Here is a 23,282-nt window from a genome sequence, read left to right as displayed (position 1 = left end):
CCGACGGCGGCCGGCTGTCGCAGTACACCGACCTCGGCGGCGCCAACCAGCAGTGGCAGCTCGTGAAGCTCGGCGGCGGCACCGACCCGGTCCCCGGCGACGCCAAGCAGATGGAGGACCTGGACCGCGGCCTGATCAGCGTGCGCTCCGGCAGCGGCAACCTGGTGTCCTGGCGCCTGCTGGGCAACGAGTCCCGCGACACCACGTTCAACGTCTACCGGGGCGGCACCCAGATCGCCGGTGTCACGAACTCCACCAACTACCTGGACTCCGGCGCCTCGGCCGACGCCTCGTACACCGTGCGCGCCGTGGTCGGCGGCAGCGAGCAGGCCGACTCGGGGACCTCACTGCGCTTCGGCAGCGGCTACCTGGACGTGCCGATCAGCCCGCCCAGCGGCAACCACACCGCGAGCGACGCGAGCACGGGCGACCTGGACGGTGACGGCAGGCTGGACCTGGTGCTCAAGTGGGAGCCCAACGACGCCAAGGACAACTCCCAGTCCGGGGTCACCAGCCCGGTCTACATCGACGGGATCAAGCTCGACGGCACCCGTCTGTGGCGGATCAACCTGGGCCGCAACATCCGCGCCGGCGCCCACTACACCCAGTTCCAGGTGTACGACTACGACGGCGACGGCCGGGCCGAGGTGGCGATGAAGACCGCCGACGGCACGGTCGACGGCCGCGGCACCACCATCGGCAGCGCGAGCGCCAACCACGTCAACTCCTCCGGCTACATCCTGAGCGGGCCGGAGTACCTGACGATGTTCAACGGCCAGACCGGCGCCGCGATGTCGACCGTCAACTACGAGCCGGGGCGCGGCACCGTCTCCTCCTGGGGCGACAGCTACGGCAACCGGGTGGACCGGTTCCTGGCGGGCACCGCCTACCTGGACGGCCAGCGGCCGAGCCTGATCATGGCGCGCGGCTACTACACCCGGTCGGTCGTCGTCGCCTGGGACTTCCGCAACGGCTCGCTGACCCGGCGCTGGACGTTCGACTCCAACTCCTCGAACAACAGCGGCTACGCCGGGCAGGGCAACCACCAGCTGTCCGTCGCCGACGTGGACGCCGACGGCAGGCAGGAGATCATCTACGGCTCGGCCACGATCGACGACAACGGCGCCGGCATGTACCGCACCGGCTTCGGGCACGGCGACGCGCTGCACGTGGGCGACCTGATCCCGGGCCGGTCGGGCCTGGAGGTGTTCACCATCCACGAGGCGGGCAACCAGCCCGCGGCCGACGTGCACGACGCCCGCACCGGGCAGGTCGTCTGGCAGCGGCCGAACAACAACGGCGTGGAGGGACCGGGCCGCGGCGTCGCCGCCGACGTCTACGCCGGCAGCCCGGGAGCGGAGTTCTGGGGCGCGGGCACCAACATGGGCAACCTGTACAACGCCTCCGGCGCCTCGGTCGGCCGCACCCCCTCCTCCGCCAACTTCCTGGCCTGGTGGGACGGCGACCCGGTCCGCGAGCTGGTGGACGGGACCCGCGTCGACAAGTACGGCACCGGCGGGGAGACCCGGCTGCTGACCGCCTCCGGGGTGCACTCCAACAACGGCACCAAGTCCACCCCGTCCCTGTCGGGCGACCTGCTCGGCGACTGGCGCGAGGAGGTCGTCTGGCCCACCTCCGGCAACACCGCGCTGCGGATCTACAGCACGCCGGCCGTGACCAGCACCAAGATCCACACGCTGCTGCACGACCCGCAGTACCGGGTGGCCCTGGCCTGGCAGAACACCGCCTACAACCAGCCTCCCCACCCCGGCTTCTTCATCGGCGACGGCATGGCCACCCCTCCCCAGCCGAAGGTCTACCTGCCCTGACCCCCGATCCCACGAACGCGGAGCCGCCCGGAAACGGGCGGCTCCCTGCACTCGTTAGGACAGCCTGATGCCCCCCTCGCGCAAGCGCCGCTCGCCGCTGATCGTCCTGGCCGCGGTGCTCGTCATGATCGGCGGCCTGCTCTCGCCGGGCACCGCCCACGCCTCACCCGCCGTCCAGTACACCAACCCCCTGGCCGCCCAGCGCGCCGACCCGCACATCTTCCGCCACACCGACGGCTACTACTACCTCACCGCGACCGTCCCCGAGTACGACCGCATCGTGCTGCGCCGCGCCACCACCGTCCAGGGCCTGGCGAGCGCCCCCGAGACGGTCATCTGGCGCAGGCACACCAGCGGCGAGATGGGCGCCCACATCTGGGCGCCGGAGATCCACTTCATCAACGGCAAGTGGTACGTCTACTTCGCCGCCGGCCGGGCCGACGACATCTGGCGGATCCGCATGTACGTGCTCGAGAGCTCGGCGGCCAACCCCCTGACCGGCGGCTGGACGGAACGCGGCCGGATCACCACCCCCTGGGACACCTTCTCCCTGGACGCCACCACCTTCGTCACGAACGGCGTGCGCTACCTGCTCTGGGCCCAGCAGGAACCGGGCATCTCCACCAACTCCAACCTGTACATCGCCCGCATGGGCGCCAACCCCTGGACGATCACCGGCTCCACCACCCGCCTGACCGTGCCCACCCTGGCGTGGGAGACCCGCGGCTTCAAGGTCGCCGAGGGGCCGGCCGTGCTGCAGCGCAACGGGCGGCTCTTCCTCACCTACTCCGCCAGCGCCACCGACGCCAACTACTGCGTCGGCATGCTGACCGCCTCCGCCTCGGCCGACCCGCTGCAGGCCTCCTCCTGGACCAAGAGCGCCAACCCCGTCTTCGCCAGCAACGCCTCGACCGGCCAGTACGGCCCCGGCCACAACTCCTTCACCACCTCCGAGGACGGGCAGAGCGACATCCTCGTCTACCACGACCGCAACTACCGCGACATCTCCGGCGACCCGCTCAACGACCCCAACCGCCGTACCCGCGTCCAGAAGGTCTACTGGAGGGCGGACGGCACCCCCGACTTCGGCATCCCGGTCCCCGACGGCGCGACCCCCGTGCGGCTGATGTCCTACGACACGCCGGGCTCCGCGGTGCGCCACTGGGAGTACCGGGCCCGCCTGGAGGCGAACGTCTCCCCGCTGGCCGACTCCCAGTTCAAGGTCGTCACCGGCCTGTCCGGCTCGGGCACCGTGTCACTGGAGTCGACCAACTTCCCCGGCTACTACCTGCGGCACCGCAACCACGAGGCCTGGGTGGAGCGCAACGACGGCAGCGGCCTGTTCAGGGCCGACGCCAGTTTCACCCGCCGCACCGGGCTCGCCGGTTCCGGCACGGTCTCGCTGGAATCGGTCAACTTCCCCGGCTACTACCTGCGGCACCGTTCCGGCCAGGTGTGGGTCGAGCAGGACGACGGCACCGCCACCTTCCGGGGCAACGCCAGCTTCGTCCAGGAGTGAGGGCCGGGAGACCCTCTCCCGGCCGCACCCGATCGTCCTGCCGGGACCGGAACGCGCCTCCGCGTGCGTTCCGGTCCCGGCGCGGGGACCGCCCCGGGCGGCCCTGCCCGCGCGGACGGCGTACGCCCGCGGGAGCGGTGAGCCGTTCGCCCGTGCTCTGGTACACCGCGAACCGCCCCGAAGGTTCCGCCCGCCTGACGGTTCCGCCACCGTCGCGGTGACGGGCGGCACGTCCCGTCAAGGCGCGGGCGGCGTGGTGTCGCGGAGGCGTCGCACGGCGAGGGCGAGGATCGCGACGGCGATCAGCGTGTACACCACGTTGCCGGTGCGGGCGACGACCGGATCGGTCGTGCCGACGATGGGCGTCAGGAGGAAACTCGCCCAGGCGTAGGTGACGACGGCGCCCGACGCGGCGGCGAGGACGTGCGCGCGACCCCATCCTCCCCCGCGGCCGTACCACCACAGCGCGACCACCGCCGCGACCTCGACCGACAGGCAGACGATGACGCTCACCCAGCCGGACAGCTGGTGGGTGCCCTGCCGGACGACGCTCGTCACCACCAGCGATCCGGCGAAGACGAGCACGGGCGGCGGGACGAAGCCGGGCGGGCGGGGGACCGCGCCGTTCGGCCGGACGGCGAACGCGGCGAGGACGAGCACCACGGCGGCCACCGCGGTCGCGATCATCTGGTTCGCGGAGGGCCGGAACACCGGCACCCCGGGGGTCGTCCCCGCCGCGTAGAACGATCCGGCCCAGTAGAGCGCGACGGTGAGCGGGAAGACGACGGACGTGACGACCAGGCCGCGGGTGCGCAGCCACGGCACCCGTGCCCGGTCCGGGAACAGGGCCTCGGCGAGCGCGATCGGCGTGCAGATGCTCCAGACGACGTGCAGCGACAGCACGTAGACCGTCCATTGCGCTCCCATGCCCAGGAACGGCAGGGGTGCCTCGTCGAGCAGGCGGTACCCGGCGAAGTTCGGGTTGAAGAGCGACATCGTGGCGAAGCCCTCCTCCAGCACGCCGTAGGCCCCGGCCAGCAGCGCGATCGCGGGCCAGCCCCGGCCGGTGCGCCGCGCGAGCTCACGGATGAGCAGTGCCGCGCAGCCGTAGAGCGGGACGAGGGCCACCACGACGCCCAGGCTGGTCAACGCGACGTCGCCGAGCAGCAACTCCGCCACGAACGGTGAGAGCAGCAGGAGGGAGAGGATCGGAGCCCATCGCCGCCGTTTCGGCCCCGGCCGGTCACCGGGAGATCCGGGGAGCGGTTCGGGACGGGATCCGGGGGGCGGGACGGGATTGGGCGGGTGCGTGTTCCTGGACATGCCGACATCCTTGTGAGAGGTGTTCACGGCGATGGGAACGGCGGCTCAACCTGCGTGCGACCGCGACCTGACGCCCCTGGCATCGGCGCGCTGACCTGCCGGATCGCCGTACGGACAACGACCAACCTATCGATCGGCGACCCCGCGGACCCGGCAACCGGGTTGCGTCGTACGTCGCCGAGGTTGCGTCTTCGGCGGCCCGGTTTCCGGCCGCCACGACGGGGTGACGGCGTCCCCTGTCGGGGAAGGTGGGCGGTCATGACATCAGGATCGGCACTCGCCCCCGGCCGGGACCCCGGGCGGGCTTCCGAGCGGGCTTCCGAGCGGGCGGGGCATGTCGTGCTGTTCGCCATCATCGCGGCCTACGCGTGCCTGCAGGTGCTGCTCCACGCCGGGGGACAGCGGACCTCCGGAGCGCTGGGGCCGGCGGCCGAGCTGGTGTTCAACCTCGTCGTCGACGCGATCCTGCCGCTCACGCTGAGCCGCCCGCGGACGGCCGGCGTTCTCGTCGTCCTCGGCGCGGTGATCGCGCAGGTCGCCGCGCTGGCCGCGCCCGGGCTGCTGACCTCCACCGACCCGCTCTTCGCGGGCCCGGTGCCGCTGGCGACGCCCGTCGCGGTGTGGATCCTGGCCTACCTGCGGCCCACGCCCACGGCCTTCGCCTGCGTCGGCGCGCTGGCGCTGCTGAACGTCCAGCCGTGGGCCCCGACCTGGACCGGCCTCTACGTCGGCGTGGTCTACGCCGTGCTGCCCGCCGTGATCGCGATGTACCTGCGGGCGCGGGCGCGACTGCTGCGGTCACTGCACGAGCGGATCGAGATCGCCGAACGCGAACGGCATCTGCTCAACGAGAGGGCCATCGTGGCCGAGCGCCAGCACCTGGCCGCCGAGATGCACGACGTCGTCACCCATCACGTCACCGAGATCGTCCTGCAGGCCGGAGCCCTGCGGACGTCCACCGAGGACGAGGCCGCCAGGGCCGCGGCGCAGCGGATCGGGGACCTCGGCTCCCGGACCATGGTCGAGCTGCGGGATCTCATCGGTGTCATGCGGAGCGGGGAGCGGGTCACGCCGGCGCGGGGGGCGTACGACCGGGACGGCCACCGGACGGCGGCACGGAGCACGGACGACCGGGACGGCGACCCGCCCCGCCTGACCGAACTGGCCGAACTGGTCGAGCCAGCCGAACTGGTCGAGCCGGCCGGGCCGACCGGGCCGACCGGGCTGGCCGGCCTGACCGGGCTGACCGCCGGCGCCGGGGCGTCGCTGCGCGTGGACGGCGATCCCGGCGCGGTGTCCCCCGTGATCTCCCGTGCCGCGTACCGGGTGGTGCAGGAGGCGCTGACCAACGTCCGCAAGCACGCCCCTGGCGCCCGGGCGACCGTCGACCTGCGGTACCGCGCCGAGGCGATTCGCGTCGAGATCCTCAACACCGCGCCCACCGCGCCCGCCGACCCGTCGCTGGTGGCCAGCGGATCGCGGGCGGGGCTGGCCGGCCTGCGACGCCGGGTGTCCCTGCTCGGCGGCACCCTGCGGAGCGGGCCCACCGAGCAGGGCGGGTATCTGGTCACGGCGAACCTCCCCGCGCTCCTCCCCGCCGAGGACCACCGAAGGCCACCGTGAAGCCACCGTGAACCCGGGGAACCGGCTCCCCCGGGCCCGCTTTCGCCACGAGTCCCCGCACGGGCGGCAAGCCCTCACGCCCTCACCTCCACCGCGGGTCCCCGTACGAGCGACGGGCCCGCGCCCTCACCTTCACCGCGAGTCCCCGCGTGAGCGACGGGCCCGCGCCCTCACCTCCACCGCGGGTCCCCGTACGAGCGACGAGCCTGCGCGCGGTCCCGCGCCGCGTCCAGCGTGGGAGCGGCGGGTGCCCACGGCCCCTCGCCGAGGCCGGGACGGATATATACGCTCGGGACATGACCACCCCCCGGCGGACCCGGCCGCCGCACGGCGCCGGCCAGGCCGGCGGCACCGATCAGACCGATGACGCCGGTCAGGCCGATGGCACCGGCCCGCCGGCGGCGATCAGGGTGCTGCTCGTCGACGACGATCCGATGGTCCTCGGCCACCTGCGGACCATCCTGGGCGCGAGCGCGGAGATCGACGTCGTCGGCGTGGCGTACGACGGCGCCGAGGCCGTCGAAGAGGTGCTGCGCGGCCGCCCCGACGTGGTGCTGATGGACATCAGGATGCCCGGTGTCGACGGTGTCACCGCCACCAGGGAGATCAACCGGCTGTCCGGCCCGCCCGCCGTCGTGGCGCTGACCACCTTCGACTCGGACGCCCATGTGCTGGGCGCGCTGGAGGCGGGCGCGATCGGCTTCCTGGTGAAGACGACTCCCCCCGATGACCTGCTCGATCTGATCAAGGTGGCCGCGGGCGGGCACAGCGTGCTGTCGCCCGTGGCCGCGCGACGCCTGCTGGAGCGGTCGGCCCGCGCGGCGGACGACCGGGAGGCCGCGCGAGGCAGGATCTCCGTGCTGAACGACCGGGAGCGCCACCTGCTGGGGCTGGTCGGGCGGGGCCTGACGAACCAGGAGATCGCCGCGGACCGCTTCCTCTCCGAGGCGACGGTCAAGAGCTACGTCTCCAGGCTGCTGGCCAAGCTCGGGCTGGCCAACCGGGCCAACGCGGTGCTGCTCGCGCACGAGGCCGGTCTGGTGGACGACCCCGGCTCGGAGGGCGGCCCGTCTCCCGGACGACGGTGACGCCCCCGCCGGCCCGCCTCGGCGTGAGGGCCGACACCGGATCGCGATCATGGGCACGCGCTCACGGGACGACCCGCCGCCGTGCGCGGCGGTTGTCGGTATGGTGACATCGCCCTTCGTCACCGTCCATCGCAGCCGCTCCCGCCGAGCCGATCGCCCGAAAGCAGCGACATGACCACCGACACGAGCGCCGACACGAGCGCCGTCTGGATCACCCGGCCCGAGACCGACGCCGACCTCGCCGCGATCCGCGCGGTCAACCTCGCCGCCTTCCCCACCCCGGAGGAGGCCGACCTGGTGGAGGCCCTGCGCGCCGACCCGGCGGCCTGGATTCCCGGCCTGTCCTGGCTCGCCCAGGCCCCCGACGGAACCGTCGCCGGATTCGCGCTGCTCACCCGGTGCCATGTCGGCGACGCCCCCGCCCTCGCCCTGGCCCCGTGCGCCGTCCTGCCCGGCCACCAGAGGCGGGGCGCCGGTTCGGCCGCCGTCCGCGCCGCCCTGGGGGCCGCCCGCGAGCGGGGCGAGAACCTCGTCCTCGTCCTCGGCCACGCCGGCTACTATCCCCGCTTCGGCTTCACCCCGGCCTCGGGTCACGCCATCCGGGCGCCGTTCGACGTCTCCGACGAGCACATGATGGCGCTCGTCTTCGACCCCGCGCTCCCGGTCCCCGCCGGCACCATCCGCTACCCGGCGGCCTTCGGCGTCTAGCCTCCCGAACGACGCCCCCGGCCGCGCCGGATCCGGCGCCCGTCCGCGCCGTCAGGTGGCGAAGACCTGGGAGTCGTCGGCGAAGGCCTTGAACTCCAGGGCGTTGCCCGCCGGGTCGAGCAGGAACATCGTCCACTGCTCGCCGGGCTGCCCCTCGAAGCGGACGTAGGGCTCGATGACGAACTCGGTACCCGCCGCGCGCAGCCGGTCGGCGAGCGCGCGGAACTCCGGGATCGTCAGGATCAGGCCGAAGTGCGGCACCGGGACGTCGTGGCCGTCGACGGGGTTGTGCACGCGCCGCGCCCGGCCGGGCGCCAGGTGCGTGACGAACTGGTGGCCGCGCAGGTTCCAGTCCACCCAGGTCTCCGCGCTGCGGCCCTGCTCCAGGCCCAGCACCTCGCCGTAGAAGTGGCGCGCGGCGGCCAGGTCGTCGACCGGCACGGCCAGATGGAACCTGGGGATCGGGGAGTCGAGAACGGTCATGGGCGTGGGCTGCCTTCCTGGACGCGGGCCCGGACGGTCACCGGACCGCAAGCGGTTGTCCCAATGGTGACACCAGGACGGCGGGGAGGGGCCGCCGGCGGCGGTCAGCGCGACGAGGGGGGCGGGCCCGGCTCGGCCGCGAGGTGGTCGAGGAGCACCCGGCTGATGTCCTCCAGGTGCCGGATCTGCTCGGGGGTCAGCAGGTCGATCAGGTGTTCGCGCACGCTGGCCACGTGCGGGGGAGCCGCGGCCCGCAGCGTGGCGAACCCGTCGTCGGTCAGGACGGCGAGCCAGCCGCGCCGGTCGTCCGCGCAGTGCTCCCGGCGCACCCACCCCTTCTGCTCGAGCTTGTTGATCGCGTGGGAGATGCGGCTGGGCTTGGAATTGGTCCAGTTCGCCAGCTCGCTCATGCGCAGGGTCCGCTCGGGCGCCTCGGAGAGCAGGACCAGCAGCTCGTAGTAGGTCGGGGGCATGTCGGCCGCGGCCAGCAGGTCGCGGTCCAGCCGGTCGGTCAGCAGGCGGGTGGCGAGTGCGAAGGCCCGCCAGGCGCGCTGTTCGTCGTCGGTGAGCCATCGTGTCACGGAAGTCATCGTACTCAAAAGTTGCGCGCTGAAATAAGTGGAGGTACTGTCCTGCTAAATATTCCAGTACTGAACTAAATGGAGCGACGCGGTATGTACCCGAACGAACTCACCGGCACCTACACCATCGACCCCGCGCACAGCCGGTTCGGCTTCGTGGCCCGTCACGCGATGGTCACCAAGGTCCGGGGCAGCATCCCCGTCCAGGAGGCCACCGCCTCCCTGGACGCCGCCGACCCCGCCTCCTCCAGCGTTCACGTGGTCCTCGACGTGGCCGGGATCGAGACCGGCAACCAGAACCGCGACGCCCACCTGCGCACCGGCGACTTCCTGGACGCGGCCGACCACCCCTCCATCACCTTCGACTCCACCGACGTCAAGCACGTCGGCGGCGACGACTTCGAGGTCACGGGCGATCTGACCATCCGCGGCGTGAGCAGGCAGATCACCCTCCCCCTGCGGTACGCCGGGACGGCGGTCGACATCCAGGGCCTGACCCGGGTCGGCTTCGAGGGCAGCACCGTGATCAACCGCAAGGACTTCGGCATCACCTACAACGCCGTCCTGGAGACCGGCGGCGTGATGGTCTCCGAGAAGATCACGCTCGAGTTCGACCTGTCCGCCGTGAAGACCGCCTGAGCGCTCCCGTCGTTCGCGCCGGCACCGGGGGCCACGAGGGATCGACCTCCCGCTCACCACTCCGCTGTTGACGCGGTGCGCGGTCATCACACAGACTTACGAGCCAACCGGACGGGACCGTCCGGTTTGCAGGGAGGCGCCCTCCGAGCCGTCCTCCGCGACTCGAAGGACGCCGCGATGACCGATCACCGGGACACCACCGTCGACGTGCTCGTCGCGGGCTCCGGCGCGGCGGGCCTGACCGCCGCCGTCACGGCCGCCGACCGCGGGCTGGACGTCCTGGTGGTGGAGAGCACCCCCTCCCCCGAGCGCAGGACCGCCTTCGTCCGGACCGCTCCCGAGGTCGTGGCCTTCCTCGGCCGTCACGGCGTCAGGTGGCGCAGGTCCCCCGACTACCCCGACCACTACCCGGACCGGCCGGGCGGCACGGTGGGCCGCTCGATCGAGAGCGCGTTCTTCGACACCAAACCGCTCGGCGACCGGTACGCCACCTCGCGCGCCAAGGAGAGCGGCATCCCGCTCCCGCTCATGACCGACGACGTGTGGCTGCTCTCCCGCGCCTGGTCCACCCCCGGCGGTTTCGTGCGCGGCGCCCGCTTCGACCGCGGCCGGACCGTCTACGACAACTACTACGGCGACCCGCGGGTCAAGCCCAACCCCGACCTGGGCCCGCTGGAGAGGGGGCCCTTCCGGGCGGTGCGCGTCCATCCCGGCGACCTGGGCACCAAGGGCGGCCTGCTCACCGACGAGCACGCCCGCGTCCTGCGCGAGGACGGCACGACCGTCCCCGGCCCGTACGCCGCGGGCAACACCACCGCCTCGGTGATGGGCCGCACCTATCCCGGCCCCGGCCTCGACCATCGCCCCCGCCGTCGTCTTCGGCTACCTCGCCGCGCGGCACGCCGCCGCGTCCCGGTGACCCCGCGGGACGCGCGACGGGGAGGCGCGGAGCGGGCGGCACCCCCGCGGCGGCGCGCTCAGGGCTCGATCCCGTGACGGAGCAGCGTCCACATCCGCTCGGCGGTCGCGCGCCGATCGGCCGCCGGAAGCCTGGTGAGGAGCCCGGCGAGCATGCCGATGGCCAGGAGCAGGTCGTCCGCGGTGACGTCCTCGCCGAGTCTGCCGGCGCGCCGGGCCTCGGGGAGCGTGTCCTCCAGCAGGTCGGCCACCCGGTCGCGCACCTCGATGATGCGCGGGTCGCCGGCCGAGGCCAGGGTCACCATGTCGACGAACGCGGTCGAGGCGATGGTCTGCTCGGTGAGCAGGTCCAGCACGTCGTCGAGGGTGGTGCCGGGCCTGGCGGCCAGCGCCTCCAGGTCGGCGACGCTGTCCTTGAACACGGCCAGCGCCAGGCTGATGCGGTCGGGGAAGTGCCGGTAGAGGCTGCCCTGCCCGACCCCTGCCGCCCGCGCGACCTCGGTGAGCGGCGCGTCGTACCCGGCGGCGGAGAAGGCCTCGCGCGCCGCGGTGATCAGCGCCGCCCGGTTCGCGGCCGCGGCACGAGGCCCTCTGTTGGGTCGACGCGTGGCAGTCACGGCGGTCACGTTACCAACCGGATGACATCGTCCGGTCGGCGCCGGGACACCCCTCCCATCGAAAGGACCACCTCTTGAGCACCTCCGACGACTTCGACGGCAAGGTCGCCCTGATCACCGGCGCGGGTTCCGGGATCGGCAGGGCGATGGCGACCGCCTTCGCCAGGGCCGGCGCCCGCGTGGTGGTCTGCGACATCGACCCCGACGCCGCCGGGCGCACCGCCTCCGGCATCGGGGACGCGGCCCTCGCCGTCACCGCCGACGTCTCCTCCGAGACGTCGGTGGCCGCGCTGGTGGAGACCGCGATCGGCGCGTACGGCCGCGTCGACGTCCTGTGCAACAACGCCGGGATCATGGACACCATGGCGCTGCCCGCCGACATCACACTGGAGCAGTGGGACCGGGTGATGGGCGTCAACCTGACGGGGGCGTTCCTGGTCACCCGCGCCGTGGTGCCGCACCTGCTGCGCCAGGGCGGCGGCGTCATCGTCAACACCGCCTCCGAGGCCGGGATCCGCGGCGGCGCGGCGGGGGCCGCCTACACCGCTTCCAAGCACGGTGTCGTCGGCCTGACCCGCAACGTCGCCTGGGCCTACGCCAAGGAGGGCATCCGCTGCAACGCCATCCTGCCCGGCCCCACCATGACCGGCATCGCCGACGGCGCCTCCTTCGACCCGATCGGCGCGGCCCGCCTCTCCCCCGTGCTCGCGCTCGGAGAGCGCATCGCCCAGCCGGAGCAGATGGCCGAGGTCGCCCTCTTCCTGGCCTCCGACGCCGCCTCGTTCGTCAACGGCGCGATCGTGCCGGTGGACGGCGGCTGGTCGGCGGCCTGAGACCCCCGCGCGGGAGCGCGCCGGGGTCCGGGAGCCGCCGCGTCACGGCCGTCGGGGCGCCCACCCGCGCGGCCGGGTTCCGAGGCGACGCCCCGGCGCCCGGCGCGGCGCGGAACGGCCTCCGCTCAGTCGCCCGAGAGCGCGGTGGAGCCGCGGATGATCAGGCGGCAGGGCATGCGGTGCACGCCGGGGGTGGCCCGGCCGTCGATGGCGGCGAACAGGTGCTGGGCGGCGGTGCGGCCCAGGCTCTCCAGGTTCATGTCGATCGTGGTCAGCGGGGGCCTGGTCTCGGTGGCCAGGACCTCCCAGTTGTCGTAGCCGACGACCGCCACGTCGTCCGGGACGCGGCGCCCGCGCTCGCGGGCCGCCTCGACGAACCCGGCGGCGATCTGGTCGCTGCCGCACACCACGGCGTCCAGCTCCGGATCGGTGCGCAGCGCGATCTCGGCGGCCTGCCGCCCCCAGCGCTGCGACCACTCCCCGCTGAGCACCTGCCCGCAGGACAGGGACAGCCCGGCCTCCTCCAGGGCCGACAGGACGCCCTCGGCCCGGTCGCGGGCGGCCTGGTAGTGGGTGGGGCCGGTGATGTGCGCGATGCGCCGGCGGCCGATCGTCAGCATGTGCCGCACGGCGATCCTGGCCCCCTCCACGTCGTCGGGGACGAACGAGACGTCCCTCGGGTCCTCGGACGGCGCGTAGGCGTAGACGACGGGCAGCGGCAGGTCGCGGCTGATCGACGGGCGCGGGTCGGTGCTCTGCCCCACCACGATGAGGCCGTCGACCCGGCGGGCGAGCAGGGTGCGCAGGTGGTGCTGTTCGCGGATGGCGTCGCCGCGGGCGTCGCAGAGCAGGACCGACATCTCGCCCGCGCCGAAGGCGTCCTCGGCGCCCAGGAGCACCGGGATGCCGAAACGGCCGACGCTGTCGCTGGTGAGCAGGCCCACGGTGCGGGTCTGTCCGGATATCAGGCCGCGGGCCAGCGCGTTCGGCTGGAAGGCCAGCTTCTCGGCCGCTCGCAGCACCCGCTGCCGGGTCTCCTCGCGGACCTGGGCGCGCCCGTTGAGCGCCTTGGAGACGGTCGCGATCGACACCCCGGCCAGCGCGGCCACATCGGTGATCGTGGCCGCGCGCGGCTGCTGAGAACTCATCACTACGAAAACCTTTTCGTTCGAGATGAAATTGTTACGTGAGCACATGGTAGTTGGTTTCTGCAGAAAATAGCCCCGACAGCCGCTTCAGAGCAAGCCGTCGAGCTCATCGTGACTATTGACAGCCTCTCATGTTGCGCTTACGTTTCCGAAAACCTTTTAGGTCGGTTTCGGTGCGTCTCGGGGGATGCAGAGGAGAAAATCATGGAAAGCGGGATACCCCGGCGCCGTGGAGGCAGAGCCGCGTTCGCCGTGTCGGCCGTACTGTGCGCCGCCGTCCTGTCGGCCGCGTGCGGCCAGACGGCGCCGGCGGCCGGCCCGTCGCAGCAGGCCGCCGCCACCATCACCGTGTGGACCAGGGCCGCGACCGAGTCCCACACCAAGGCCCTGGCCGACGCCTACAACGCCTCCCACACCAACCAGGTCAAGGTGACCGCCTACCCCAACGAGGAGTACCCGGCCAAGATCGCCACCGCCGCGGGCGGCAGGAACCTGCCCGACCTGTTCGCCTCCGACGTGGTGTTCGCGCCCAACTACATCTCGCAGGGACTGTGGCAGGACGTGACCGACAGGTTCGGCGCCCTGCCGTTCAAGGACAAGGTGGCACCCGCGCACATCAAGGCCGCCACCCAGGAGGGCAAGCTCCACGCGGTGCCGCACACCGTGGACATCTCCGTGCTGTTCGTCAACAAGGAGCTGTACAAGAAGGCGGGGCTCGACCCGGAGAAGGCCCCGGCGACGCTCAAGGAGTTCGCCGAGCAGGCCACCACGATCCGCACCAAGCTCGGGGGCAAGACCTACGGCACCTACTTCGGCGGCAACTGCGGCGGCTGCGACGTGTTCACCCTCTGGCCGTCGGTCTGGGCGGGCGGCGGCGAGGTGATGAACGCCGAAGGTACGCGGAGCACCGTCGACGACCCGCAGATGGCGGCGGTCTTCGACGTCTACGCCAAGCTCTACGCCGACGGCGTGGCCGCCCCCGGTTCCAAGGAGGAGAACGGCACCACCTGGCTCGGCGCGCTGCAGGCCGGCACCATCGGCATCGCCCCCGGCCCCTCGGTGTGGCTCGGGCTGCTGGAGGAGAAGGGCATCGACGTCGGCGTCGCGCCCATCCCCGGCGTCGACGGCGGCACGTCCACCTTCGTGGGCGGCGACGTCATCGGGGTCAGCGCGACCAGCGAGCGGGCGGAGGCGGCCTGGGACTTCCTGGCCTTCACCCTGTCGGACAAGGTCCAGGCCGACCTGCAGGCCAAGAGCAAGTCGACCGTCGCCCGCACCGACCTCACGGCCACCGACCCCAGGGTCCAGGCGATGAACGAGATCATGGCCGACGGCCGGACGCCCTACGCGCTGAAGTTCAACGAGTCCTACAACGACCTGCAGAGTCCCTGGCTCAAGACGCTCCGCGCCGCGCTGTTCGGGACCGACCCGGCCGGGGCGCTCAAGGAGGGCGCCACCGCCATCACCGCCTCGCTGAACCAGCAGTGACACACCGGTCCCGATCCGTACCGGCAGGAACACACCAGTTCTGATCCGTACCGGCAGTGACACACCGGTACCGACCCGTGCCGGCAGGAACACGCCGGTCCCGATCCGTGCCGGCAGCGACACGCCGGTCCTGACACGACGAGCCGGGCACCGACCGCCGGTCCGGTACGAGCAAGCACGGTGTCCCGGCCGGATCGGCGGCCGGGACACCGGCTGGAGAGAACATGCCAGATCTCCTCGAAACCCGCGCCGCCCCGCGCGAGCGCCTCTCCCTAGCCCGCCTCCCCCGCCGCCCCCGGCGCCGTCCCCGAGGACGCTCGCCCGGCCTGGTCGGGCTCGCCTACGCGGCCCCGGCCGCCGTCGTCGTCGGGCTGTTCTTCCTGCTCCCGCTCGGCCTCGTGGTCTGGATGTCGCTGAACAAGTGGCCGCTGCTGGCCCCTCCGACGTTCAACGCGCCCGCCAACTACACGCGGGTCGCCGACAACGCGCTGGTCGCCGACGCGGTGGTGTTCACCCTCAGGTACACCGCCGTCGTCACGGTCCTGCTGTTCGCGATCTCCTTCGGCCTGGCCCTGCTGGTCCAGAACCGGCGCAGGGGCTCGGGCCTTTACAGGGGCGCCTTCTTCCTGCCGGCCGCCGTCGGCTGGGCCACCGCGACCCTGCTGTTCTTCGGCCTGCTCAGCGACCAGATCGGCCCGCTGAACGACATCCTGACGACCGTCGGCCTCATCGACGAGCCCGTGTCGTGGACGGCCGGGGACCCCTCCGTCGCCTTCGGCTCCACGGTCACGCTGGTCATCTGGCGCTGGGCCGGGTTCAACATGCTCATCCTGCTCACCGGCCTGCAGGCCATCCCCACCGAGCTCTACGAGGCCGCCAGGGTGGACGGCGCCACGGCGTGGCAGGCCTTCCGCCGCATCACGCTGCCGCTCATGCGGCCGACCGTCGCGCTGGTGCTCTGCCTGATGGTCACCGGCTCGATGCTCGGCTTCGAGCAGTTCTACATCCTCACCAGGGGCGGTCCCGGCAACAGCACGACCTCGGTCGTCATGGTCATCGTCCGCGAGGCGTTCATCCGCTTCGACCTGGGCTCGGCGGCGGCCATGTCCGTCCTGATCCTGCTCGCGCTCGTCCTGCTCAACGGCCTCCAGCTCGCCTTCATCAGAAAGAGGAACCCGTGAGACGAGCCGCCCACCACTTCACCGCGGGGATCCTCGCCCTGTTCTTCGTCTACCCGCTCGTGTGGAGCGGCTGGTCCTCGATCCGCCTGGGCGACGCCTTCGCCTTCGACAACTACCGGCGGCTGGCCACCTACGGGGAGGGCCTGGGCACCTACCTGTTCAACACCGTCGTCCTCGTCACGCTCACCGTGGCCGGGACGCTGGTGGTCGCCACCCTCGCCGGCTACGCCTTCGCGCGCCACCGCTTCCCCGGCAGGGGCGTGCTGTTCGTGCTCATCCTGGCCATCCTCATGGTGCCCTACCCCACCATCCTCATCCCGCTGTACGTGCTGCTCGGCTGGCTGGGGCTGCAGGACTCGCTGGCCGGCCTCGCCCTGGTGATGATCATGTTCCAGCTGCCGTTCGCGGTGTTCATGATGCGCAACGCGTTCGAGTCGGTGCCCCGCACGCTGGACGAGGCCGCGATGATCGACGGCTGCGGCAGCTTCGGGGCGCTGGTCCGGGTGCTGCTGCCCGCGGTCGTCCCCGGGCTCGTCACGGTCGGCCTGTTCGCCTTCCTGGCCTCCTGGAACGACTACGTGGCCCCGCTGATCCTGATCAGCTCCAACGACAGGTTCACGCTGCCGGTCGCGGTGGTCAACATGCGGCTGCACGACTTCGGCGCGGTCGACTACCCGACCATGCAGGCGGGCGTGGTGTTCATGGCCCTGCCCTGCCTCGCCCTCTTCCTCCTTCTCCAGCGTTACTACGTGCGCGGATTCATGTCAGGAGCACTGCGTGGCTAACCCCGTCGTCCCGTCCTCCGGCGTGCTCACCCCGCTCGGGCTCGATGCCGTACGGCTGGAACCCGGCTTCTGGGGGGATCGCCGGGCCCTCGACCAGGACGTGATCATCGGCCACTGCCTGGAGTGGATGGACAAGCTCGGCTGGATCGGCAACTTCCGCGGCGAACCGCGCCGGGGCAGGGAGTTCTCCGACTCCGAGGCGTACAAGCTGCTGGAGGCGATGGCCTGGACCGGCGACCCGCGCTTCGACGAGCTGGCCGCGACCGTGGTCGCGGCCCAGGAGCCCGACGGCTACCTCAACACCCGCTGGAGCGGCGACCGCTACCGCGACTTCGAGTGGGGCCACGAGCTGTACTGCGCGGGCCACCTCATCCAGGCGGGCGTGGCCCGCTGGCGGACGGCGGGAGAGCACCCGCTGACCGACGCCGTCCGGCTGGCCGCCGACCACGTCTGCCGCCGTTTCATGGAGGGCCACGAGGTGTGCGGCCATCCGGAGATCGAGATGGCGCTGGTCGAGCTGTACCGGCTCACCGGCGCCGAGCGCTACCTGGAGATGGCCCGCCGCTTCGTCGAGCGGCGCGGCCGGCCCGCCCTGGCCGACATCGAGCTCGGCCGCGCCTACTTCCAGGACGACGTCCCGGTGCGGCGGGCCCCCTCATTCGGCGGGCACGCCGTCCGGGCGATGTACCTGGCCTGCGGCGCGGTCGACGTGGCCGTGGAGACGGGGGACGCGGAGCTGCTGGCCGCGATCGAGGCGCAGTGGGAGCACACCGTCGCCCGGCGTACCCACCTGACCGGCGGCATGGGCTCCCGGCACACCGGCGAGTCCTTCGGCGAGGACTTCGAGCTGCCGCCCGACCGGGCCTACGCCGAGACGTGCGCGGGGGTCGGCTCGGTCATGCTGGCGCACCGGCTGCTGCTGGCCACCGGCCGCTCCCGCTACGCCGACCAGGCCGAGCGCACCCTCTACAACCTCGTGGCCGCCTCCCCCGCCCTGGACGGCCGCTCCTTCTTCTACGCCAACCCGCTGCACGTCCGCACCCCGGGCCGGGTCACCGAGGACGTCAGCCCCCGCTCGGAGAGCGCGTCGCGCGCCCCCTGGTTCCAGGTCTCCTGCTGCCCGACCAACCTGGCCCGCACGTTCGCCTCCCTGCCCGCCTACGTCGCCACCGCCACCCCCGGCGGGATCCAGATTCAGCACCCCACGGCCTGCGAGATCAGCCATGACGGCCTCACCGTGCGCGTGGAGACCCGCTACCCCTGGTCGGGCTCCGTCGCCGTCCGCGTGCTGGAGGCCACGGCCGAACCCCGCCACATCTCCCTGCGCCTTCCCCCGTGGGCCGCCGGCGCCCTTCAGGCGGGGGCGGGCGAGCTGACTCCCGTACGGCGAGGGTCGGCGCTCGTGTTCGGCGAGCGGGTCTGGACGCCCGGCGAGGTGGTCGCGGCCGAGCTGCCCATGCGGGCGCGCTGGGTGCGCCCCGACCCGCGGGTGGACGCGGTGCGCGGCTGCGCCGCCGTCGAGCGCGGCCCCCTCGTCTACTGCGCCGAGTCGCCCGGGGACGAAGTGAGGCTGGCCGAGGTCGTCGTGGACGCCTCGCGGCCCCCCGTCGAACGCACCACCGGCGGCGCGCCTCACGACGGCGCCGTCGAGGTGGAGGTCCGCGCGTCGCGGCGACCCGAAGATCCCGGAGGTCCCGGACACGACGGCGACCGGCCGTACGGCGAGGCCGGTGACGCACCAAGAAACGCACCAGGAGAGGAGGAACCGGCGCTACGGCTCGTGCCCTACCACCGATGGGGCAACCACGGCCCCGCCACCATGCGCGTCTGGCTTCCCACCGGCTGAGCGCGTTCCCGATCCCACCCCCCAACCGATCGGATCCCCCTTGCGATGAGAAGAATCGTCATGGCCCTGCTTCTCCTAGCGGGCTCACTCGCCGCCACCTCACCGGCCTCACCCGCGCACGCCGACCAGACCATCGGATTCCCCACCTTCAGCGGCCCGGCGATCCCGGCCCCGCCGGTCTCGTACACCCCCGGCAACATGATGCGGTCCATCTACGACGCCGAGAGCTCGGGCACCGACTTCTGGGTGGACCGGCTGCTGGCCCGCACCGGCAACGACCCGGCGGGCACCTGGCTGATGAGCAGGGGCCGCGCGGTCTTCATGAAGACCCACAACCCCGCGACGCTCGGCTTCGGCGGCCAGGTGGCGTACTGGGAGAGCATCAGCGACAACAACGCCTACACCGTCGCCGTCACCCCCGGCACCTTCACCGAGCAGGTGAGCCAGCGGCGGCAGGTGCCCAGCCACTGGCGGAGCGTGCACACCAGCGGCTCGGTCACGGTGACCCAGACGAAGTTCGTCACCGACAACAACGTCGCGGTGACGAACCTGTCGATCACCAACGGCGGCAGCGGCTCTGCCACCCTGCAGCTGCGGGCGACCTCGCCCTACGCCACCTCCGGCTCGGGGAACGAGCTGACCGGGCAGGTCAACGCCCGCAACAACCTCACCACGCTCTACCCGAGGCTCAGCGGCGACGGCTTCACCGCGTCGAGCGGCGGGCTCAACAGGTCCGTCACCGTCGCCGCTGGGGCAACCGTGACCGCCAAGGTCGTGATGGGTTTCGTCGTCAATGAAATCCCCGAGTCGCTGACGGAGTACAACGCCTACAAGGGCTACTCCAACGCCACCGCGTTCGCGACCCATGTGCGCGCCTACAACCTGTGGTGGGCGCAGAACGTGCCCTACATCGACGTGGCCGAGCCGGCGATCAAGAAGAACGTCTACTACCGCTGGTGGCTGATGCGCTTCAACCACCTCGACGCCGACATGCCCGGCCAGACGTTCCAGTTCCCGACCTCGACCGAGGGCGTGCTGGGCTACAACAACGCCATCGCGCTCACCCAGCCGATGCACATCGACGACCTGAAGTACCTGCGCAACCCGATCTACTCCTACGGCGACTGGCTCAGCGTCGGCCAGACCTCCAAGAACGGCCGCTTCCTCGACAACCCCGGCGACCCGGAGAACTGGTCCAACAGCTACACGCAGTACATCTCCGAGGCGGCCTGGCGCAGCTACCAGATCCACGGCGGCCAGCCGGGCATCGCGGCCAACCTCGCCCGCTACGCCGAGCAGGACGTCAAGGGCCAGCTCGCCTACTACGACCATGACGACAACAAGCTCATCGAGTACGACTGGGGCGCCCTGACCGGCAACGACGCCGACGCCGTCTCCTTCCACTGGAAGAACGGGAACATGGACCGCGCCGAGTCGGCATACCAGTACAGCGGCGCGCTCGCCGCGGCCCAGGCCTACGAGGCGATCGGCAACACGGCCAAGGCCACCGAGATGCGCACGCTGGCCACGCAGATCCAGAACGCCATCGTCAACGTGCTGTGGAACCCGAACCGCCAGCTCTTCGAGCACCGGCTGAAGTCGACGAACGAGTGGGTGCCCTGGAAGGAGATCAACAACTACTACCCGTTCGCGGTCGGCGCCATCCCCAACACCGCCACCTACCGGCAGGCCCTGCGCCTGTACGACGACCCCGCCCAGTATCCGATCTTCCCCTTCTACACGGCCAACCAGGTGGACAAGGCGGCCGCGGCCGCGGCGGGCAACCCGGGCTCGAACAACTTCTCCACCATCAACTCCACCGTGCAGTTCCGGCTGTATTCCTCGGTGCTGCGCAACTACCCCAACGCGTGGATGAACGCGACCGACTACAAGAAGCTGCTGTACTGGAACACCTGGGCCCAGTACGTCAACGGCAACACCTCCTGGCCCGACGCCAACGAGTTCTGGGCCGACTGGAACGGCTCCTCGGTCAACTACCGCTCCTGGATCCACCACAACATCCTGGGCAGCGGCAACTGGACGGTGATCGAGGACGTCGCCGGCCTGCGCCCGCGCAACGACGCGAAGGTGGAGCTGTCGCCGATCAACATCGGCTGGACCCACTTCACCGTGAACAACCTGCGCTACCGCAACGCCGACCTCACCATCGTCTGGGACGACCCCGCCGACGGCGTCGTGCGCTACCCGGGCGTGCCCGAGGGCTACTCCATCTACGTCAACGGCACCCGGACCGCCACCGTGAGCTCGCTGGTGCCCTTCACCTGGGACCCGGCCACCGGCGCCGTCACCACCAGCGGCACGGTCACCCACAGCGCCGCCGCCTCCGGTCTGCAGGCTCCCGGCCAGGTGGTGCAGAACAGCGCGCGGATGGTGGACATGCTCGCCAAGGCGGGCGTCGACCTCACGGCCAACCTGACCAACCTCGCCGCCGGGGCGACCGCCTCCGCCTCGCACACCGGCTCCGGCGGCAACCTGGCCGGCGCGATCGACGGCTTCCCCACCAACGAGCCGTTCTGGGGGGCGGGAGGCTCCCCCAACGCCCAGGACTGGTTCGAGCTGAACCTCGGCTCCGCCAAAACGCTCAGCGAGGTCCGGCTGCACTTCAAGGACAGCCGCCCGGCCAGCGGCACCTACCGGGCGCCGTCGGCCTACGACGTCCAGTACCACAACGGCAGCACCTGGGTCAGCGTGCCCGGCCAGTCCAAGAGCCCGTCGGCGCCGCGGGCCAACTACAACGTGGTGCGGTTCCCGGCGATCAGCGCGCAGCGGGTGCGGGTCCTGGCCACCAACGCCTCCGGCGCCAAGACGGGGCTCACCGAGATCAAGATCTACAACCGGGGCGGCGTGCAGCCGCCGGCCAACCTCGCGACCTCGGCGACCGCGTCGGCGTCCTACACCTCCGCCTGGGAGAGCGTCGCCGCCCTCAACGACGGCATCGACCCGCCCTCCTCCAACGACACCGTCAACCCCCGCTGGGGCACCTGGCCACAGACCGGCCAGCAATGGGCCGACCTCACCTGGACCTCGGCCAGAACCCTCAACCGCGCCGACGTCTACTTCTTCGACGACGAGGACGGCATCGACATGCCCGCCTCCTGGAAACTCCAGTACTGGAACGGCACCACCTACACCGACGTCCCCGGAGCGACCTCCTACCCCCTGGCCAAGAACCAGTACAACACCGTCACCTTCCCCAACCTGTCCACCACCCGCCTGCGCCTCCAGCTCACCGCCACCGGAACCAGCTCCGTCGGCCTCCTCGAAGTGAAGGCCTACGGAACCTGATCCATCCCGTGGGGGCCGCCGGCAGGGCGCGCCCCCACGGGCCACGACGAGGGGGAGGCCGGCACGGCACGCCCCTTCCCCGGTCACGCGACGGGGAGGGGCCGCACGACCGGCCCCTCCCCCGGCCGCGCCGGTTTCCCGCTCCGGGCGCCGGCGCGGCCGACGACACGACGGGAGGGACCGCATGGCGCCGTACCAGGGCCGGACACGGGCCCGGTCGGCGGTGCTGCGCGACGTGGCGGCGCTGGCCGGGGTGTCGGCCATGACGGTGTCGCGTACGCTCAACGCCCCCGAGCGGGTGCGCCCGGACACCCGGGCGCGGGTCCTGGCGGCGGTGGAGTGGCTCGGCTACCGGCCCAACCAGGCCGCCCGCCGGCTGGCCACCGGCCGCTCGGGCGTGCTGGGGGTGGTGGGCTTCGACATCACCCTGCACGGCCCGGCCGCCACGCTGTACGCCATCGAGCGGGCCGCCAGGCGGCACGGCTACGCGATCAGCATCGCCTGCCTCGACTCGGCCGATCTCGGCTCGATCGGCGAGGGGGTGCGCAGGCTGCGCGCCCAGGAGGTCGACGGCGTCATCGTCGTGGTGCCGCACGAGGCGTCCGCCGGCGGCGTGCGCGACCTGCCGCCCGGCCTCCCTCTGGTCGCGGTGGACGCGGGGACGGGCATGTCCGTCCCGGTGGTCGTGACCGACCACGCCGGCGGCGCGGCCACGGCCACCGGGCATCTGCTGGACCTGGGCCACGAGACGGTGTGGCACATCTCGGGACCGGCCGGCTGGACGGCGGCGCGGGAGCGCGTCCGGGGGTGGCGTTCGGCGCTGGAGGCCGCGGGACGGCCGGTGCCCGGCGTGCTGTCCGGCGACTGGGGCGCGCGGTCGGGCCACCGGCTGGGCAGGCGCCTGGCCGAGTGCCCGGACGTCACGGCGATCTTCGTGGCCAACGACCAGATGGCCCTGGGGGTGCTGCGCGCGCTGCGTGAGGCGGGGCGGCGCGTCCCTGAGGACGTGAGCGTGGCCGGTTTCGACGACGTCCCCGAGATCGGCTACCTGCGGCCGTCGCTGACCACGGTCCGCCAGGACTTCCGCGCTCTCGGCGACCGCGCCTTCCGCCTGCTGCTCCGGCGGATGGAGGGGGAGGCCGCGAGGACCGTCGAGGTCATCGGGACGGAGCTGGTCGTCAGGGAGAGCACCGGGAGGGCGCCCCGGGTTCTCGGATGATTGTGAGGTGAGGGTACAACGGTCCGTCCGGCATTTTCGACAATGTATTTTTCAGCCGGTGCGCCGCCGTCTTCGACGCGCCTTTTTCCGGCGTTCCCACGGCTCGTGAAGGACTCACGGAGCTCACAGAAAAGCGCAGAACGAGTCA

At 72.0% G+C, this 23,282-nt stretch carries 19 protein-coding genes; 14 read left to right on the top strand and 5 right to left on the bottom strand.

All coding sequences use genetic code 11. The features are described 5' to 3' along the window. Positions 1–14 precede the first annotated feature (14 nt). Together AC5L38_RS40610 and AC5L38_RS40605 are read left to right on the top strand one after the other, a co-directional pair. Positions 15–1,829: a rhamnogalacturonan lyase gene (locus tag AC5L38_RS40610; RefSeq protein ID WP_495248139.1), complete on the top strand. Its 1,815-nt coding sequence runs from the start codon at positions 15–17 to the stop codon at positions 1,827–1,829. A 67-nt stretch (positions 1,830–1,896) separates the two neighbouring features. Then, positions 1,897–3,348, top strand: coding sequence for a family 43 glycosylhydrolase (locus AC5L38_RS40605; protein WP_495248138.1), 1,452 nt, complete (start codon positions 1,897–1,899; stop codon positions 3,346–3,348). Positions 3,349–3,585: 237 nt separating this feature from the next. Here AC5L38_RS40605 and AC5L38_RS40600 read toward each other — a convergent pair whose 3' ends face one another. Then, positions 3,586–4,671: an AF_0692 family protein gene (locus tag AC5L38_RS40600; RefSeq protein ID WP_495248137.1), complete on the bottom strand. Its 1,086-nt coding sequence runs from the start codon at positions 4,669–4,671 to the stop codon at positions 3,586–3,588. A 258-nt stretch (positions 4,672–4,929) separates the two neighbouring features. Between AC5L38_RS40600 and AC5L38_RS40595 the strand changes: the two genes are divergently transcribed. The 3 genes from AC5L38_RS40595 to AC5L38_RS40585 all read left to right on the top strand — a co-directional run bounded on the left by AC5L38_RS40595 (position 4,930) and on the right by AC5L38_RS40585 (position 8,090). Then, the gene (locus tag AC5L38_RS40595; RefSeq protein ID WP_495248136.1) at positions 4,930–6,294 is read left to right on the top strand and encodes a sensor histidine kinase; all 1,365 of its coding nucleotides are present in this window, start codon (positions 4,930–4,932) and stop codon (positions 6,292–6,294) included. Between the two features lie 296 nt (positions 6,295–6,590). Further along, positions 6,591–7,382: a response regulator gene (locus tag AC5L38_RS40590; RefSeq protein WP_495248135.1), complete on the top strand. Its 792-nt coding sequence runs from the start codon at positions 6,591–6,593 to the stop codon at positions 7,380–7,382. A gap of 171 nt (positions 7,383–7,553) precedes the next feature. Beyond that, on the top strand, positions 7,554–8,090 hold the full coding sequence (locus AC5L38_RS40585; RefSeq protein ID WP_495248134.1) for a GNAT family N-acetyltransferase: 537 nt from the start codon (positions 7,554–7,556) through the stop codon (positions 8,088–8,090). 51 nt (positions 8,091–8,141) lie between these two features. Here the strand turns inward: AC5L38_RS40585 and AC5L38_RS40580 are convergent, their stop codons facing one another. Both AC5L38_RS40580 and AC5L38_RS40575 read right to left on the bottom strand, forming a co-directional pair. After that, positions 8,142–8,573, bottom strand: coding sequence for a VOC family protein (locus AC5L38_RS40580; protein ID WP_495248133.1), 432 nt, complete (start codon positions 8,571–8,573; stop codon positions 8,142–8,144). A gap of 104 nt (positions 8,574–8,677) precedes the next feature. After that, positions 8,678–9,154, bottom strand: a complete 477-nt coding sequence (locus AC5L38_RS40575; RefSeq protein ID WP_495248132.1) for a MarR family winged helix-turn-helix transcriptional regulator — start codon at positions 9,152–9,154, stop codon at positions 8,678–8,680. Between the two features lie 93 nt (positions 9,155–9,247). On the opposite strand from AC5L38_RS40575, the gene AC5L38_RS40570 reads away from it, so the two are divergent. After that, on the top strand, positions 9,248–9,793 hold the full coding sequence (locus AC5L38_RS40570; protein ID WP_495248131.1) for a YceI family protein: 546 nt from the start codon (positions 9,248–9,250) through the stop codon (positions 9,791–9,793). A 177-nt stretch (positions 9,794–9,970) separates the two neighbouring features. Beyond that, complete coding sequence (locus AC5L38_RS40565; protein WP_495248130.1) at positions 9,971–10,789, top strand: FAD-binding protein; 819 nt, start codon at positions 9,971–9,973, stop codon at positions 10,787–10,789. Here AC5L38_RS40565 and AC5L38_RS40560 read toward each other — a convergent pair. Beyond that, entirely contained in the window at positions 10,771–11,328 is a 558-nt protein-coding gene (locus AC5L38_RS40560) for a TetR family transcriptional regulator (RefSeq protein ID WP_495248129.1), read from the bottom strand. The two genes, AC5L38_RS40565 and AC5L38_RS40560, sit on opposite strands and share 19 nt — an antisense overlap. Before the next feature lie 74 nt (positions 11,329–11,402). Here AC5L38_RS40560 and AC5L38_RS40555 point away from each other — a divergent pair, with 74 nt between their 5' ends. After that, positions 11,403–12,161: an SDR family NAD(P)-dependent oxidoreductase gene (locus AC5L38_RS40555; RefSeq protein ID WP_495248128.1), complete on the top strand. Its 759-nt coding sequence runs from the start codon at positions 11,403–11,405 to the stop codon at positions 12,159–12,161. A 125-nt stretch (positions 12,162–12,286) separates the two neighbouring features. Here AC5L38_RS40555 and AC5L38_RS40550 read toward each other — a convergent pair whose 3' ends face one another. Next, positions 12,287–13,309: a LacI family DNA-binding transcriptional regulator gene (locus tag AC5L38_RS40550; protein ID WP_495248127.1), complete on the bottom strand. Its 1,023-nt coding sequence runs from the start codon at positions 13,307–13,309 to the stop codon at positions 12,287–12,289. 204 nt (positions 13,310–13,513) lie between these two features. Between AC5L38_RS40550 and AC5L38_RS40545 the strand changes: the two genes are divergently transcribed. The 6 genes from AC5L38_RS40545 (at position 13,514) to AC5L38_RS40520 (ending at position 23,134) form a co-directional block, all read left to right on the top strand. Beyond that, positions 13,514–14,797 carry an ABC transporter substrate-binding protein gene (locus AC5L38_RS40545; protein ID WP_495248126.1) on the top strand — a complete coding sequence of 428 codons (1,284 nt, stop codon included), beginning with the start codon at positions 13,514–13,516 and terminating at the stop codon, positions 14,795–14,797. A gap of 224 nt (positions 14,798–15,021) precedes the next feature. Next, the gene (locus AC5L38_RS40540; RefSeq protein WP_495248125.1) at positions 15,022–15,978 is read left to right on the top strand and encodes a carbohydrate ABC transporter permease; all 957 of its coding nucleotides are present in this window, start codon (positions 15,022–15,024) and stop codon (positions 15,976–15,978) included. Further along, on the top strand, positions 15,975–16,763 hold the full coding sequence (locus tag AC5L38_RS40535) for a carbohydrate ABC transporter permease (protein ID WP_495248124.1): 789 nt from the start codon (positions 15,975–15,977) through the stop codon (positions 16,761–16,763). Before AC5L38_RS40540 ends, AC5L38_RS40535 begins: the two co-directional genes overlap by 4 nt. Further along, positions 16,756–18,609, top strand: coding sequence for a glycoside hydrolase family 127 protein (locus AC5L38_RS40530; protein ID WP_495248123.1), 1,854 nt, complete (start codon positions 16,756–16,758; stop codon positions 18,607–18,609). The genes AC5L38_RS40535 and AC5L38_RS40530 overlap by 8 nt, the downstream gene beginning before the upstream one ends. A 60-nt stretch (positions 18,610–18,669) precedes the next feature. Next, complete coding sequence (locus AC5L38_RS40525) at positions 18,670–21,915, top strand: discoidin domain-containing protein (protein WP_495248122.1); 3,246 nt, start codon at positions 18,670–18,672, stop codon at positions 21,913–21,915. Positions 21,916–22,099: 184 nt separating this feature from the next. Beyond that, a complete protein-coding gene (locus AC5L38_RS40520; protein ID WP_495248121.1) occupies positions 22,100–23,134 on the top strand; it encodes a LacI family DNA-binding transcriptional regulator in 1,035 nt (344 codons plus the stop codon). The last annotated feature ends 148 nt before the right edge of the window (positions 23,135–23,282 follow it).

Source organism: Streptosporangium nanhuense, assembly GCF_059358815.1.
The sequence above is the reverse complement of the archived record's forward strand: the minus strand, read 5'-3'. Positions and strand labels throughout refer to the sequence as shown.

Excerpts from the sequence above, each read along its gene's own strand:
- AC5L38_RS40520 (WP_495248121.1), top strand. The coding sequence starts at position 22,100 with ATGGCGCCGTACCAGGGCCGGACACGGGCCCGGTCGGCGGTGCTGCGC.
- AC5L38_RS40605 (WP_495248138.1), top strand. The coding sequence starts at position 1,897 with ATGCCCCCCTCGCGCAAGCGCCGCTCGCCGCTGATCGTCCTGGCCGCG.
- AC5L38_RS40570 (WP_495248131.1), top strand. The coding sequence starts at position 9,248 with ATGTACCCGAACGAACTCACCGGCACCTACACCATCGACCCCGCGCAC.
- AC5L38_RS40585 (WP_495248134.1), top strand. The coding sequence starts at position 7,554 with ATGACCACCGACACGAGCGCCGACACGAGCGCCGTCTGGATCACCCGG.
- AC5L38_RS40540 (WP_495248125.1), top strand. The coding sequence starts at position 15,022 with ATGCCAGATCTCCTCGAAACCCGCGCCGCCCCGCGCGAGCGCCTCTCC.
- AC5L38_RS40600 (WP_495248137.1), bottom strand. The coding sequence starts at position 4,671 with ATGTCCAGGAACACGCACCCGCCCAATCCCGTCCCGCCCCCCGGATCC.
- AC5L38_RS40595 (WP_495248136.1), top strand. The coding sequence starts at position 4,930 with ATGACATCAGGATCGGCACTCGCCCCCGGCCGGGACCCCGGGCGGGCT.
- AC5L38_RS40565 (WP_495248130.1), top strand. The coding sequence starts at position 9,971 with ATGACCGATCACCGGGACACCACCGTCGACGTGCTCGTCGCGGGCTCC.
- AC5L38_RS40590 (WP_495248135.1), top strand. The coding sequence starts at position 6,591 with ATGACCACCCCCCGGCGGACCCGGCCGCCGCACGGCGCCGGCCAGGCC.
- AC5L38_RS40525 (WP_495248122.1), top strand. The coding sequence starts at position 18,670 with ATGGCCCTGCTTCTCCTAGCGGGCTCACTCGCCGCCACCTCACCGGCC.
- AC5L38_RS40580 (WP_495248133.1), bottom strand. The coding sequence starts at position 8,573 with ATGACCGTTCTCGACTCCCCGATCCCCAGGTTCCATCTGGCCGTGCCG.
- AC5L38_RS40545 (WP_495248126.1), top strand. The coding sequence starts at position 13,514 with ATGGAAAGCGGGATACCCCGGCGCCGTGGAGGCAGAGCCGCGTTCGCC.
- AC5L38_RS40550 (WP_495248127.1), bottom strand. The coding sequence starts at position 13,309 with ATGAGTTCTCAGCAGCCGCGCGCGGCCACGATCACCGATGTGGCCGCG.